The 14,454-nt window shown below is 32.1% G+C and carries 12 protein-coding genes; 4 read left to right on the top strand and 8 right to left on the bottom strand.

Going from position 1 to position 14,454, the window contains the following annotated elements; translation table 11 throughout:
* Window positions 1–321: 321 nt before the first annotated feature.
* On the top strand, window positions 322–2,232 hold the full coding sequence (acs, locus tag EDB96_RS13250) for an acetate--CoA ligase (RefSeq protein ID WP_057117992.1): 1,911 nt from the start codon (window positions 322–324) through the stop codon (window positions 2,230–2,232).
* Window positions 2,233–2,439: 207 nt separating this feature from the next.
* On the opposite strand, the gene EDB96_RS13245 is transcribed toward acs, so the two are convergent.
* The 4 genes from EDB96_RS13245 to EDB96_RS13230 all read right to left on the bottom strand — a co-directional run bounded on the left by EDB96_RS13245 (window position 2,440) and on the right by EDB96_RS13230 (window position 6,198).
* Window positions 2,440–3,036 (bottom strand): 3'-5' exonuclease, encoded by a 597-nt coding sequence (locus EDB96_RS13245; protein WP_134141297.1) that lies wholly within the window; start codon window positions 3,034–3,036, stop codon window positions 2,440–2,442.
* Between the two features lie 3 nt (window positions 3,037–3,039).
* Window positions 3,040–4,953, bottom strand: coding sequence for a DUF294 nucleotidyltransferase-like domain-containing protein (locus EDB96_RS13240; protein ID WP_057117990.1), 1,914 nt, complete (start codon window positions 4,951–4,953; stop codon window positions 3,040–3,042).
* Between the two features lie 358 nt (window positions 4,954–5,311).
* Window positions 5,312–5,695, bottom strand: coding sequence for a hypothetical protein (locus EDB96_RS13235; protein ID WP_057119777.1), 384 nt, complete (start codon window positions 5,693–5,695; stop codon window positions 5,312–5,314).
* An 86-nt stretch (window positions 5,696–5,781) separates the two neighbouring features.
* Window positions 5,782–6,198 carry a hypothetical protein gene (locus EDB96_RS13230; protein ID WP_057117978.1) on the bottom strand — a complete coding sequence of 139 codons (417 nt, stop codon included), beginning with the start codon at window positions 6,196–6,198 and terminating at the stop codon, window positions 5,782–5,784.
* Between the two features lie 143 nt (window positions 6,199–6,341).
* Here EDB96_RS13230 and EDB96_RS13225 point away from each other — a divergent pair, with 143 nt between their 5' ends.
* Window positions 6,342–7,571, top strand: coding sequence for a multidrug effflux MFS transporter (locus EDB96_RS13225; protein WP_134141295.1), 1,230 nt, complete (start codon window positions 6,342–6,344; stop codon window positions 7,569–7,571).
* Between the two features lie 147 nt (window positions 7,572–7,718).
* Here the strand turns inward: EDB96_RS13225 and EDB96_RS13220 are convergent, their stop codons facing one another.
* From EDB96_RS13220 to EDB96_RS13205, 4 genes are all read right to left on the bottom strand, one after another.
* Complete coding sequence (locus tag EDB96_RS13220; RefSeq protein WP_057117976.1) at window positions 7,719–8,984, bottom strand: NAD(P)/FAD-dependent oxidoreductase; 1,266 nt, start codon at window positions 8,982–8,984, stop codon at window positions 7,719–7,721.
* Window positions 8,985–9,067: 83 nt separating this feature from the next.
* Window positions 9,068–10,402, bottom strand: coding sequence for a DEAD/DEAH box helicase (locus EDB96_RS13215; RefSeq protein WP_134141293.1), 1,335 nt, complete (start codon window positions 10,400–10,402; stop codon window positions 9,068–9,070).
* A 174-nt stretch (window positions 10,403–10,576) separates the two neighbouring features.
* On the bottom strand, window positions 10,577–12,115 hold the full coding sequence (locus EDB96_RS13210) for a DEAD/DEAH box helicase (protein WP_057117974.1): 1,539 nt from the start codon (window positions 12,113–12,115) through the stop codon (window positions 10,577–10,579).
* A 109-nt stretch (window positions 12,116–12,224) separates the two neighbouring features.
* Window positions 12,225–12,758, bottom strand: coding sequence for a DUF6155 family protein (locus EDB96_RS13205; protein WP_134141291.1), 534 nt, complete (start codon window positions 12,756–12,758; stop codon window positions 12,225–12,227).
* A gap of 104 nt (window positions 12,759–12,862) precedes the next feature.
* On the opposite strand from EDB96_RS13205, the gene EDB96_RS13200 reads away from it, so the two are divergent.
* Both EDB96_RS13200 and EDB96_RS13195 read left to right on the top strand, forming a co-directional pair.
* A complete protein-coding gene (locus EDB96_RS13200) occupies window positions 12,863–13,147 on the top strand; it encodes a DUF3817 domain-containing protein (RefSeq protein ID WP_057117972.1) in 285 nt (94 codons plus the stop codon).
* Window positions 13,140–14,396: a mechanosensitive ion channel family protein gene (locus EDB96_RS13195; RefSeq protein ID WP_057117971.1), complete on the top strand. Its 1,257-nt coding sequence runs from the start codon at window positions 13,140–13,142 to the stop codon at window positions 14,394–14,396. Before EDB96_RS13200 ends, EDB96_RS13195 begins: the two co-directional genes overlap by 8 nt.
* The last annotated feature ends 58 nt before the right edge of the window (window positions 14,397–14,454 follow it).

Here is a 14,454-nt window from a genome sequence, read left to right as displayed (position 1 = left end):
GGGTATATTTGATAAAATATACTTGTTGAAATTTCTGTTTTAATTAATAATGATGCTGCTATTTTCAAAATAGAGAAAAGTATGGTAAGGCATTTAAGAAATTAATTGTTATTGAAATTTGTTAAATTAAAAAAGGCATAATATCTATTTATTATGCCTTTTTTGCCCTTTCTATTTTGGTTTAAAAGTAAAATTTTATATCATATGCAAATAATTGTAATATTTTATTAAAGAAATGTTTTTTTTTGATAAAATTTATGAATTAAATTGTTTCTAGAATACATTCAGATTTAATACATTTATAAAAAAATTCAACAAACGATGAGCTATTACAAAATTGAAAATTTAGAACAATATTTTAAACATTACAATAAGTCAATAAGGGAGCCAAGAAAATTTTGGGGAAAAATAGCTGAGGAGAATTTCACATGGTACCAACAATGGGAAAAAGTAGTTGATTTTAATATGGCTGATGCTGAAGTAAAATGGTTTACAGAAGCTAAAGTTAACATTACCAAAAACTGTATCGATAGACATTTAAGCAAAAGGGGAGATAAAACGGCTATTATTTTTGAACCGAACGATCCTTCTGAAGATGCTTTACATATAACGTATAACGAATTATACGAAAGAGTTTCAAAAATGGCAAACGTTCTTCGCGAGCAGGGTGTTCGAAAAGGAGATAGAGTTTGTATTTATTTGCCAATGATTCCAGAATTAGCCGTTGCTGTATTGGCTTGTGCTAGAATTGGAGCGATACATTCTGTTGTTTTTGCTGGATTTTCTGCATCTGCAGTATCTGCAAGAATTAACGACTGCGAATGTAAAATGGTTATCACATCTGATGGAGGTTATAGAGGTAACAAAACAATTGACTTAAAGGGAATTGTTGACGAAGCTTTAGAAACTTGTCCATCTGTAGAAAAAGTTTTAGTGGCAAAAAGAACTAAAACTGATGTAAAAATGAAAGAAGGCCGTGATATCTGGTTACAGCCATTATTAGATGCAGCTTTAGACAATAGTGTTGCCGAAATTATGGATGCAGAAGATCCTTTGTTTATTTTATATACTTCAGGATCAACAGGTAAACCAAAAGGAATGGTTCACACTACTGCTGGTTACATGGTTTATACAGCGTATACTTTTAAAAATGTTTTCAGCCACGAAGAAAATGATATTTTCTGGTGTACAGCAGATATAGGCTGGATCACAGGACATTCTTATATATTATACGGACCATTATTAAATGGAGGTACGACTGTACTTTTTGAAGGTGTTCCTTCTTACCCTGATTTCAGCCGTTTTTGGGAAATTATCGAAAAACATAAAATTACACAATTCTATACAGCACCAACAGCAATTCGTTCGTTAGCAAAAGAAAGCCTAGATTATATTCAAAAATATCCTCTAAAATCTCTTAAAGTTATTGGATCTGTTGGAGAACCAATTAACGAGGAAGCTTGGCACTGGTTCAATGACCATGTTGGAGATAAAAGATGTCCAGTTGTAGATACCTGGTGGCAGACAGAAACTGGAGGAATCATGATTTCACCGATTGCGTTTGTTACACCTACAAAACCTACTTATGCAACTTTACCATTACCAGGAATTCAACCCGTTTTGATGGATGAGAAACGTAATGAGATTGAAGGAAACCAAGTAGTGGGAAGTTTATGTATTAAATTCCCGTGGCCTGGAATTGCCAGAACAATCTGGAACAATCACGAACGTTACAAAGAAACTTATTTCTCTGCTTTTCCTGGAAAATATTTTACAGGAGACGGAGCATTAAGAGATGAAGTAGGATATTACAGAATTACAGGTAGAGTAGATGACGTTGTAATTGTTTCTGGCCACAATTTAGGAACAGCGCCAATTGAAGACGCAATCAACGAACACCCTGCAGTTGCAGAATCTGCTATTGTTGGATTTCCTCATGATATTAAAGGAAATGCTTTGTATGGTTACGTTATTCTAAAAGAAACTGGAGAAGTTAGAAATAAAGAGAATTTGTCTAAAGAGATCAATCAATATATTGCAGATCACATTGGACCAATTGCTAAATTAGATAAAATTCAGTTTGTATCTGGTTTGCCAAAAACACGTTCAGGAAAAATCATGCGTAGAATTTTACGTAAAATAGCTGAAGGAGATTTTTCTAATTTTGGTGATACTTCAACTTTATTAAATCCAGAAGTTGTAGAACAAATTATGAAAGAAAGAATTTCTTAAGTAAACTATAGAAAAATAAAAAATGCCTCTTAAATTTAAGAGGCATTTTTTTTATATTTTAATCTAAAAGAAAAATGGCTTAATAATTTGTCGGACTTAGCGAAGTTGAACTCCGTTTGCAGAATCGCTTTGTGGGACTTCGACTTCGCTAAGTCTGACAATCGCATTATTTTCTTTTATAAAAATTTAAAAAAAGAAATTTTACTTTTATTTAATTCCTAAACGAGATTTTAACTTCAAAAATAATAGACCAATTCTATAAGCATCTTCAGAAGAAGAATTTCGATCGCTTTTCGGAATTTTATAAATTTCACACAAATCGTCAAGCGAAAACTGTTTGTCATTTATATCAGTTAGTTTTCTGTACATCACGTCAACATCAAGAGCTTCATTTTTTAATCTGCCGCAATCCAGACGTTCTAAAGCTGCATTGAGCATTTCCACATCAAAATTAATATGATGTCCGACCAAAACTGAATTTCCGATAAAATTAACAAAAGCTTCAAGTGCATCTGGTTCAGGCATTTTCATCATTTTGCTTTCAATGATAAATTCATTTGAAAGACCATTATCCTGAAGATATTTGTATTGAAGCAAAACAGTTTCAAAACTTTCCTTAATAACAATACTGTCATCAATAACTGAGAACGCACCAAGAGACAATATAACATCTCTATCCGGATTTAACCCTGATGTTTCTGTTGATAGAACAACAAACTTATTAGGTTTAGTTTCGAATTTAGTTAAATAATCTTTCCAGAATTCTGGATAGTCTTTATTAATATTTTTCAGCCAGTCTAGCATATTTTATGAGAATTGTGTCAATTGAAATTTACTCTTAATCAGTTCCTCCAGGTCTTTCATTGGGGTTAAAGCATTTTTTAATTTCTCTTTGTCAGTTTTTGACATTTCTCTTAAATTAATATATTGGCCAGAGTCGTCATTTTTTAATCCTTCAACAGTTCTAAATTTCGAAAGGGTTAAGAAAGCATCTGCACAGCTTAAATAAATTTCTGCATTTTTAGAATCTGTTATCGCTAATTGTTTGAATCTTAAGTAAGTATTTTGAATTCCTTTAATATTAGCATTTAATATCAATAAACGCGCACCATCAATTAATGGCATTAAAGCACGTGTTTTTATATCAAATTTACCTTTATGCGGACCTTCTTCTTCAACAATAAATTTCTTAAAGAAGCTTAAAGGAGAATTTCTTTTTAAGGCATCATTTCCTAAAAAGTCAAAAAACAAAGTATTGTTGACAGCATTTTTGAAAATGACATTTTCAATAGCTTCTTCAATTTTTGGTTCACCAAAAACAATTTCATAATCAAAGAAAATACTGCTCAAATCATTACTGTTTTCACCTGGAGTATTCATCCAGCTGTTGTACTGTTTTGTCCAGTCACTCAATGACTTACACCAAAGCATATTGCTTCCCATATGTCCATTAGGGCAATATTCGTAACCCACTTTTTCAAGTATAGAAGTTGTTCTTTTTGCTAATCTCAAGAAATAATCTTTTACTTCTCTATATTTTTCAGGTGTAACATCTTCAAAAATTAAAATACTGTCTTGATCGGTAAGCAAAAGCTGCTCTTTACGTCCTTGACTTCCAATACTTAACCATGCAAAACGTGCAGGAGGGGAGCCTAAATCTAAAATTGACAGCTCAACAGCGCGTTTGATGATAGCCAAGTTTATTTCACTTGCAATATTACTCACATGCGAAATTGGAATATTTTTTTGAATTGAATTTTGAATCAAATCTGATAAACGATCACGTATTTGTTTTAAATCTTTCGGAAGCTGCGAACGTTTAATTTCTTTAATTAAAACACCAGGGTTACTGGCTTGAGCCACAATTAGATCATGTTCAGAAATAATTCCTTTTACAACAGATTTGCTTGTTCCGTCTTTGGTAACACATAGGTGTGTCACATTATGTTTCAGCATTAACAATTGCGCCTCTGCCAATGAAACATTTTCTAAAACTGTAACAACTGGCGAAGACATAATTTTGTCAATAGTTTCAGTAATAGGATAACGGCCAGTAGCAATCTTTGAAGATAGATCCGCATTGGTAACAATACCAATAGGGTGATTTTTTTCGCAGATTATAATATTATCGACCATCGAATCGGTCATTAAGATCGCAACATCTTTAATGATATGATTAGATTGCGTTGTTAATGGCGAATTATTGTAGTTAAGTGACTGAATATATTGCATTTCCGATTGCTGATCTAAGAAATCAGTATCAGAAATCAGTTTACCGTTTGAGCTGACGCTGTCTTTTGTATGTCTTGAATTTACAGCAAAACTTTCTAATAAAAAGTTTAAAACGTCTGAATTGTTAGCTACAAAAGGTCTAAACACAGCGATAGGAATAGCATAGATAATGCTTTCTTCACGGGCTTTAGCAGTCATCATGTAGTTATTTTTGGCAAAAAACGGACGTAAACCAAAAATATCTCCTTCGTGACATTTATTTATAATTGTTTCTTCAGCGTCTGCAATAGTCGTAAGATTAATGACACCAGAAGCTACAACATAAAAACTATCATGAAGCGGATCGTTATTTTGAAACAAAACCGCATGTTTTTCTAAATTAATGACACGAATATTCGTAGCAATATCTGATAATTCCTGAAAAGTTAAATTATCAAATGGTTTGTATTCTTTTAAAAAATCTGCAATATGCTCAGCGACTGTATTCATATGTTTGATAATTTATTTTTAAAGTATCGAATGTAAAAATAATAAAATAAAGTCTTACAATGAAAGCATCTTGATGAGAATATAAGGAATATTAAGAAAATGTTAAACATTACTGATTTAAAGGCTTAAAAATGGTTTTTTAAAGTTAAGATTTGGCTATTTATTTTTTTAAAGAGTTTAAATTTATCAGTTTGCGTTTAAACTAAATTTAGAAATAAATATTTTTAGAGGAGTACCCAGAGACGTTTGTAAACGGTTATATAAAAAAGATTAAAGTAGCATGAGCAGCGGTTTTTAAAATATTCTATTTTACATAATATAAATTATAGTTCAAATTGAAATAACTCTCAGAGAAGAGCTATTCGTATAATTTATTCAAAATTACATCTTTAGGAACCAAATCTCCGCCACCGCGTTTTGTGAATTGTAAAACTCCTTCATTCGTAATTAAAACTGCGCTTGCAGAAATTCCATCTTTATCTTTAAGTTTGATTTGAGCTCTGTCGCCAAGCGGATAAACATATCCGGAAACTTCTAAAACTCCAGAATTTAATTCCTTATGTTCACTGGTAACTTCGGCAGTTCCAAAAATCGCATAATTAGACTGTGCGATTGTAATTGTGAAAATATATTCTTTTTTACAGTTTTTACAATTTTCATTGCTCCAGGTTCCAGAAAATCTATTATGCTGTGAATATGACTTTAGAGAAATTAAAATTGCCAGAAAAAGAAATTTTTTCATTGTAGATTGTTGTATAAAAATTTGAACCAAATATAAAACAAAAAAAGCATCATGAATCATGATGCTTTTTCTAAGTTTAATAAAAACTATAATTTTTTCAAATAAACTGATTTTCCATTTAATGAAACGTCAATTTGATTTGTTTTTTCATTGAAAGTTGTTCTCAAAGCATTTCCGTTAAAAATTGTAACGTCGCCGTATACGTGGCCAGCTTCATTTGAAACATAATCAAAAACTACTTTTTTATTACCAGGCTCAATTCCTAATTTGTAGCTTGAAAATTTTGTGCCTCTCAAGTCAAAATCCTGCTGTGTATCAATAACATTTCCATCTGCATAAAAATTTGTTACAGATTTACTTAAAGTTATATCAGGATAATACTGATTTACTTTTTTTAAGAGTTCGTACTGGGCAACACTGGCTTCTTCTTGTTTTGATGTGATAGTTTGAGCAAAAGAAAGAGATGTAAATAAAATGGTTAATAGTAAAATGTACTTTTTCATATTTTTTAAATTAATGATTAATAAATAGTTACGCCAAAATATTTGGCAATAACTGTAATTTATTGTTATAAACTTCTTGAAGTTATACTACAAGGTATGAAATCTTTACCTTTGCACGAAATGAAAAGCCCTTTTTTAAGAAAATGACAACAAAAAAATATATTCAGCTGATCCTTATTTTAGGTTCACTTACAGCCTTAGGTCCCTTTTCTATTGATATGTATCTGCCTGGTTTCTCTGGAATTGCAAAAGATTTAAATACAACCGTAGCAAAAGTTTCGATGAGTTTATCGAGTTATTTCATCGGTATTTCCGCTGGACAATTGCTTTATGGACCATTATTGGATCGTTTTGGACGAAAAAAACCGCTCTTCATCGGTCTACTTGTTTACATTTTGGCTTCTTTAGGCTGTATTTATGTTGCTGATATTGATTCTTTTATCTTACTTCGTTTTGTGCAGGCGATTGGAAGTTGTGCTGCAACTGTAGCTTCTGTTGCAATGGTTCGAGATTTGTTTCCTGTAAAGGATATTCCAAAAGTATTTTCGCTTTTAATGCTTGTTGTGGGACTTTCGCCAATGCTGGCGCCTACAATTGGCGGTTATGTTACAGAAGATTTAGGCTGGCACGCCGTATTCTTTATATTAATGTGTATGGGAATTGTAATTTTAGCGGCGTCTCAAATTGGGCTTCCAAACACTTATAAACCAGATACTTCAATTTCATTAAAACCAAAACCGATTATTACTAATTTCTTAGCCGTTTTAAAAGAACCTCAATTTTATACGTATGCTTTCACTGGAGCAATAGCTTTCTCAGGATTATTTTCTTATGTAGCAGCATCTCCTATCGTATTTATGGATATTTATAAGGTTGACGCCAAAACTTACGGTTGGATTTTTGCTTTAATGTCTGTGAGTTTTATTGGATCAAGTCAATTAAATTCGATATTGTTAAAGAAATTTTCTAGTGAACAAATGATTTTTGGAGCATTAATTGCGCAATCAGTAATTAGTATTATATTCTTGATTTTAGCTTTAAATGACCTGTTAGGATTATACCAAACTATCGGAATGTTATTTTTATTTTTGGCTTGTTTGGGAATTTCAAATCCGAATACAGCTGGATTAACGCTTGCTCCTTTTGCTAAAAATACAGGAAGCGCATCTGCTTTAATGGGAGCTATTCAGTTGGGATTAGGTGCGTTAGCATCATTTGCAATTGGTGTTTTCGTAAAAGATTCTGTAGCTCCAATGGTTGCCATTATGGCAACTACAACTATAACAGCATTTATTATTTTAAATATCGGGAAACGATTTATAAAAAATAAAGTAGAACTTTCGGATAGCGATGATGTTATGATTGCTCATTAAAACTTTTAAATTTTCAATTTTTTAAATTCCAAATTCCAACTTATAAAAAAGCAGAATCTAAAAATATAGATTCTGCTTTTTTTTGATTCCTATCTTGGAATTTGGAATTTAAAAAATTGGAATTTAAAGTTTTGGAATTTAAAAACTCTAACTTTGCTGTCTTTTTTCTGGTCGAATAATCATTCTAAGAGATTGATCTTTTGCGAAATAAGCAACCATCCAATTCCAGAATGTATTTAATCTGTTTCGGTAAGTAATCAAAGAAATCAAGTGAATAAACAGCCAGATAACCCAAGCAAAAAATCCTTTAAAATGCCATTTTGGACTTGGTAAATCTACTACAGCTTTGTTTTTTCCAATGATTGCCATTGAACCTTTGTCTTTATACATAAATGGAGTCAAAGGTTTATTTTTAACCATAGCTTTAAAGTTTTTAGCTAGATTAAGTCCTTGTTGAATAGCAACTTGCGCAACCTGTGGGTGTCCGTCAGGGAAATTTTTATCTCCAGCAGTAATTGCTGTATCACCAATCGCATAGACATTTTCTAATCCGTTTACTTTATTGTATTGGTCAGTCGCCATACGTCTTCCGCGGCCATAACTTTCTTTCGGAATTCCTTCGAAAATTTTAGCAGAAACTCCAGCGGCCCAGATTAAGTTTTTAGTTTTAATCGTTTCTCCACCTTCAAAAAATACAGTATCATCTACATAATCAACAACTTTAGTGTTTAGTTTTACCACAACTCCTAATTTTGTCAACGCCTCTAAAGTATCTTTTTGAGATTCTTTACTCATTGGAGACAGTAAAGCATCTCCTCCATCAACTAAATAAACATTACTTGCAGATGTATCTAATTCTGGATATTCTTTTAAAAGTATATTTTTTCGCATTTCTGCAAACATTCCAGAAACCTCCACTCCTGTTGGTCCTCCTCCGGCAACTACGATGGTCAATAATTTGCGTCTTTTACGCATATCTTTACAAATAGCAGCCTTTTCTAGGTTTTTAAGCAATGCGTTACGCATTTCGATGGCATCATTTAATGTCTTCATCGGAATGGCATTTTTCATTACGTTTTCCATGCCAAAGTAGCTGGTTTCGGCTCCAGTTGCAAAAACCAAATGATCGTATGTCAATTCTCCATTGTTCAGCACGATTTTCTTTTCTGCTGGGACAACAGATAATAATTCACCTAAACGAAACTGCAGGTTTTTTTTACCTGCAAAAAACTTTCTAAAAGGATAACTGATGCTTGATGGCTCCAAAAAAGCCGTAGCAACTTGATATATAAGTGGTGGGAAAAAGTTATAATTATTCTTGTCTACAAGTGTTACTTGTATTTGAGGATGGTCTACAAGTTCTTTTGCCAGATTGATTCCTGCAAATCCACCTCCAATAATGACTATTTTCATATATGTTGTTAATTTAAGTAGGATTATAAAATAATTCCTTATAAATGTACAACTTTAATATACAATGACAAAAGTCATAATTATTACTTTTTGAATTTTTTAACAGGTTTTTCAACTATATCGATTTTGTTCTGCAAAATATAATTCGCCATCAATTTCTCTATTAGTTCTTCTTTTGTTAAATGATGAAAAACAGTTTTTACTTTTGTTTTTAGCTCAATTGCAATCTCATGATTTGGTTTTGTTTTGAAGATTTGTTTTGCCCACAAAAGCATATTGTTTTCTTCCAGACTTGCTGCAGATGGTTTTTTAAATTCTAAAAATTTAATTCCCAATTCTCTTTCAAAATCGGCAATTTCAGCAGTTTCTTCTTGTTGTAAAACTGTTAGAGAAAGTCCCTTTGCTCCTGCCCTTGCTGTTCTTCCACTTCTGTGAACATAGTTTTCGTATGTGTCAGGAAGGTGGTAATTAACCACATAAGAAATTTCTTTTACATCTATTCCTCTCGCAGCCAAATCGGTAGCGACTAAAATATTGATATGTCCTTCACGGAATTGCTCCATAATCCTGTCACGAATTCCCTGGCTCAAACTTCCATGAAGTGCTCCAGATGAGAACTTATTTATAGCCAAATTTTTAGCTAGTTTATTAACAGCAGCTTTTGTTTTGCAGAAAATAATACCGCGCTCTCCGTCTTTTGAATTCAAGAAATGCATTAAAACTTCCAATTTTTCGATCGGATCAACCACAATGTATTCGTGATCAATTCCTTCGTTTCCAACAGTTTCCATATTGGCACTTACTTGAACTACATTTTTGTTCAAATAATTCTGAATCAGTTGTTTGATTGTTCCAGGAAGCGTTGCCGAAAATAATAGTGTACGATGTTTTTTTGGTAATTCAGCGACGATTTCGTCTAAACTTTCTTTCAGGATAGCAACCATTTCATCGGCTTCATCCAAAACTAAATATTCTGTCTGCTTTAGATCAATTGCTTTACGCTGAATCAAATCGATAAGACGTCCTGGAGTTGCTACAACAATTTGTGCACCTTCTTTAAGTCTTTCAATTTGTGGTTTTATCGGAGTTCCTCCGCAGATTGAAGCAATAGATATATTAGGAATATATTTTGAAAATCCTTCTAAGTTTCTAAAAATCTGCTGTCCAAGTTCTCTAGTAGGAACTAAAATAACGGCTTGAACTACAGTTGATTCTGAATTAACCAATTGTAATATTGGTAAACCAAAAGCAGCAGTTTTTCCTGTTCCAGTTTTTGCTAAACCCACAACGTCATGGATTTCAGACAGTAAAAGCGGAATTGTTTTTTGTTGAATTTCAGTAGGTTCAACAATGTTTAATTCGCCTAAAGCTTTTAAAATTGGCGCTGAAAGTCCTAATGTTGAGAATTGTTTAGACATAGTTATTTAGTTTTTGTTTCAAGTTTCATGTTTCAAGTTACACAGAAACTTATTAAGTTGTAAAGGAGAAATCACATTTGCTCTGAAATGCTATTTCTCCTTTTGTAAATATATTAATGTTTTAGATTCCAACAACTTGAAACATGAAACCTGAAACTTTTCAACTAAAATTTATCAATCCGGTTCGTTCATGATTTTCTCACGATATTTTTTACCGATTAATAAAGTTAATCTTTGTTTGTAATCGTCTACAAGCCATTCACGGTAGTTTTTACTGCACTGGCTCAAACATTTAGAATAACGCTTAATACGATCTTCTATATCGTCATCAAGTTCTTTTGCTAATGATTTTGCTTCCTGTAATGTTTCTGTATTGTCTACACACATTGCAGCATGCTGATCAAGCGATTTATCTAAAACTACTTTTGAACGAAGATTTTGTTTGATAATTAATTTATGTTCTTCATCAACATCAAAGGTAACATCGGCAGTTTTACTGAATTTAGCTCGCAATTCTGGCGGCATGCTATATTTGAAAAACAATTCAATTTCATGGTCATCACGCAGATTTTCCAAATAAAACTCTGGCGATTTAAATATGTGCTGCCAATTTACAGGGTCACTCCATAAACCAAAACGTGCAGCATTATTACCTAAATCAATAACTGTAAATTCATCTTTTCCAGGCAATTTACGAGAACCACGGCCAATCATCTGAAAATAAAGCGTCAGGGATTTGGTTGCTCTGTTCAAAATAATAGTTTCTACAGTCGGCTCATCAAAACCAGTTGTCAAAATTCCAACAGAAGTCAAAATCGCATCTGGAGTCTTTTTAAACCATTGCAAAATGTCTTTACGTTCTTCAGAACTACTTGTATTATCAAGGTGTCTAATATCATAACCTGCTTCTCTAAATGTTTCATAAACATATAAAGAAGTATGAATACCGTTATTGAAAATCAATGTTTTCTTGCCTAAAGAACGTTCTGTATACGCATGAAGCAGTTTTTCCTGCATCAAAGTATTCGTATACAAATCATCAGATGATTTTACTGTATAATCACCATTGATACCTACTTTTAATGACGTTAAACCAACATCATAACTATAAGTAGTTGCTCTAGCCAAAAATCCTTTGTCAATCAATGACCCAATTGTATCACCAACAATAAGTTCGTGGTAGCTTTGGTGCATTGGTAATTTTATATTGGAACTCAAAGGCGTTGCTGTTACTCCAAGAATAAAAGCATTTTTGAATGAGTTTAATAATTTACGAAATGAATTGTAATGTGCCTCATCAATAATAACCAAACCAATATTATCCAGATGAAGTTTTTCATCATTAATACGGTTTTTTAAAGTTTCAACCATCGCCACAAAACATGAAAAATCGTTTTGGTCAGGAAGTTCTTTTACCTTACTATTGATAATTTTGTTTGTAACACCAAAACCTGTCAACATCTTTGAAGTTTGTTTACAAAGTTCGATACGGTGCGTTAAAACAACCACTTTTTTATCATTATTAGATAAATAGCGGCGAACGATTTCAGAAAATATTACTGTTTTACCTCCTCCTGTTGGAAGCTGGTACAGTAAATGGTGTCTTGGAGGAGCATTGTCTAAACGGTCAAAAATGGCATCAATATCACCTTTTTGATATGCATACAGTTCTTTTTTCTCTTCTCTTTCTATTTCTAAAGTGTTTTGAGACATTGTTTATTTTTGGATTTTTGCAAAAATACACCGAAAAAACAGTTATTCATCTTATTTTAACCTAAAATAAATGTTTTTTTTAAACTAAGATTTTTTATGAGAGAGGCATTTAGTAGTCGATTTTCTCCAAAATGGCTTCAAAATCGTACTTATTTTTCCATTTTTGGTCTAAAGTTTCTTGCTGAATTTCATTAATTCGTAATTTATATTCGTTAAAAATGCCATTTGAAACAATAAAATTAACGGCCTGCTCAAAAGAATTAAATATACTTTTGTAAAATAATTCTTGTTTTATGAAATTTTGAGAAGAATAAGTCTGGGCAATTTCAATATTATACAACATTATATCTGCAATCACGAAAGCATCAACTCCAAGCATAATAAAATGTTTTATAAGCTTTTGAGCGACAGATCTACGCATTTTGACTCTCGGACGCCATTTTGCTCCTGGTTTTTTAATTGGGAAATATTCGTGTGAGATTTTAACTTTGGCATCCTGGAGTAATTTGTCTTCTTTCGGATTAAAAACAAAGTCATAATATACTTTTACTGGACTGAATTTTTCATATAATTCGATCAATTGTTCTTCGAGTTGTTCCTTATTTAATTCAGATAAATATTTTTTTAAATCGCGTTTGCTCATTATCAAAGTTTAAGAATACAAAAGTAAATTACTTTCTTGATACATAACTTAAAAACCAACCATAATACTTAATTTTGCTGCTATAATTTAAAAAAATAGTATCAATGCTCAAGATTTTTAAAGTTACAGCCATCCTAGAAGGAATTTCTTACTTAGTGTTATTCGCTAATATGCTTATTATCAAAACGAATAATCCTGAACTTTATCATACCTTATTACGTCCGTTAGGAATGACACATGGTGTTTTATTTATCGGATATATTATTTTGGCTTTTTTATTGAAAAAATCACAAAATTGGGATTTAAAAACTTTTGGGATCATTTTAATCGCTTCTCTTATTCCTTTTGGAACTTTCTATATTGAGAAAAAATACTTAGAAAATGCATAAGCTTTTGGATAAAGTATTCAATTTTTTATATCCTGTTTTTAGAGATTGGGGAATGAGCCGCAACTTTGCGTCTTATATCAGTTTGATCTTTAACATAATTATTTTAATAGCATTAGCATACGTTATTTACTATGCTGCCAAATTTGTTTTAGTAACCCTGACAGCAGTTTTTGCACAGCGTACTAAAACAAAATTTGACGATTATTTAATCCAAAACAAAACCACAAGATATACCGCTTATTTAATTCCGTTTTTCTTTATTTATAAAGCAGTTCCAATTATTTTGGATAAGTACGATTATTGGGAATTATTGTTCGGAAAAATAGTTGGTATTTATATTGTATTACTTGGATTATGGATCGTTAGAACCGTTTTTAATTCGTTACGCGATTATTTAAAACAAAAACCAGAATACAGCGATAAACCGATCGATAGTTTCGTTCAGGTAATTATGATTGTGCTTTGGATTTTTGGAGTGGCACTTATTATTTCAACTTTATTCGGAATCAAAAAAGGCGAACTTTTAACCATTCTAGGAACGCTTTCGGCAATTATTATCTTGATTTTTAGGGATACCATTCTTGGATTTGTTTCCAGTGTTCAGGTTGCAATCAACGATATGGTTCGTATTGGCGACTGGATTACAATGGATAAATTTGGTGCTGATGGAGATGTTATTGAAATCAATTTGACGACAGTAAAAGTTCGAAACTTTGATAATACCATTACTACAATTCCTACTTATGCTTTAAGTTCAGATTCTTTTCAGAACTGGCGCGGCATGCAGAAATCAGAAGGAAGACGTATTAAAAGACATGTTCTAATAAAAAGCAGTACGATTCGTTTTTTGAATACTGAAGATCTCGCTCAAATGCGAAAAATTCAGCTTATTACAGCTTATATTGACAGCAGACAAGCCGAGATTGAAAAATACAACGATTTGAGAGGTGTTGACAAAACGCTTTCGCTAAATGGACGTAATATGACCAATTTAGGTTTGTTCCGAAAATACATCATGCAGTATTTAATGGATCATCCAGGATTGAATAAAAACATGCATATTATGTGCAGACAATTGCAGTCAACAGCCCACGGAGTTCCGTTAGAAATTTATGTGTTTTCAAGTGATAAACGCTGGGCAAACTACGAATATATTATGGCAGATATTTTCGACCACGTTATGGCTTCTGTAGGTTATTTTGATTTGGAAATATTTGAACTTCCTTCTCAGATTGGAAAATTAGAATAGTTTTTTTTGTTTCAAGTTTCAGGTTTCAAGTTATCGCAAAGAACCTGAAACCTGAAAC

The sequence above is a fragment of the Flavobacterium sp. S87F.05.LMB.W.Kidney.N genome (genome assembly GCF_004366435.1).
Lineage (GTDB): Bacteria > Bacteroidota > Bacteroidia > Flavobacteriales > Flavobacteriaceae > Flavobacterium.
The sequence above is the reverse complement of the archived record's forward strand: the minus strand, read 5'-3'. Positions and strand labels throughout refer to the sequence as shown.

Excerpts from the sequence above, each read along its gene's own strand:
- acs (WP_057117992.1), top strand. The coding sequence starts at position 322 with ATGAGCTATTACAAAATTGAAAATTTAGAACAATATTTTAAACATTAC.
- EDB96_RS13245 (WP_134141297.1), bottom strand. The coding sequence starts at position 3,036 with ATGCTAGACTGGCTGAAAAATATTAATAAAGACTATCCAGAATTCTGG.
- EDB96_RS13240 (WP_057117990.1), bottom strand. The coding sequence starts at position 4,953 with ATGAATACAGTCGCTGAGCATATTGCAGATTTTTTAAAAGAATACAAA.
- EDB96_RS13235 (WP_057119777.1), bottom strand. The coding sequence starts at position 5,695 with ATGAAAAAATTTCTTTTTCTGGCAATTTTAATTTCTCTAAAGTCATAT.
- EDB96_RS13230 (WP_057117978.1), bottom strand. The coding sequence starts at position 6,198 with ATGAAAAAGTACATTTTACTATTAACCATTTTATTTACATCTCTTTCT.
- EDB96_RS13225 (WP_134141295.1), top strand. The coding sequence starts at position 6,342 with ATGACAACAAAAAAATATATTCAGCTGATCCTTATTTTAGGTTCACTT.
- EDB96_RS13220 (WP_057117976.1), bottom strand. The coding sequence starts at position 8,984 with ATGAAAATAGTCATTATTGGAGGTGGATTTGCAGGAATCAATCTGGCA.
- EDB96_RS13215 (WP_134141293.1), bottom strand. The coding sequence starts at position 10,402 with ATGTCTAAACAATTCTCAACATTAGGACTTTCAGCGCCAATTTTAAAA.
- EDB96_RS13210 (WP_057117974.1), bottom strand. The coding sequence starts at position 12,115 with ATGTCTCAAAACACTTTAGAAATAGAAAGAGAAGAGAAAAAAGAACTG.
- EDB96_RS13205 (WP_134141291.1), bottom strand. The coding sequence starts at position 12,758 with ATGAGCAAACGCGATTTAAAAAAATATTTATCTGAATTAAATAAGGAA.
- EDB96_RS13200 (WP_057117972.1), top strand. The coding sequence starts at position 12,863 with ATGCTCAAGATTTTTAAAGTTACAGCCATCCTAGAAGGAATTTCTTAC.
- EDB96_RS13195 (WP_057117971.1), top strand. The coding sequence starts at position 13,140 with ATGCATAAGCTTTTGGATAAAGTATTCAATTTTTTATATCCTGTTTTT.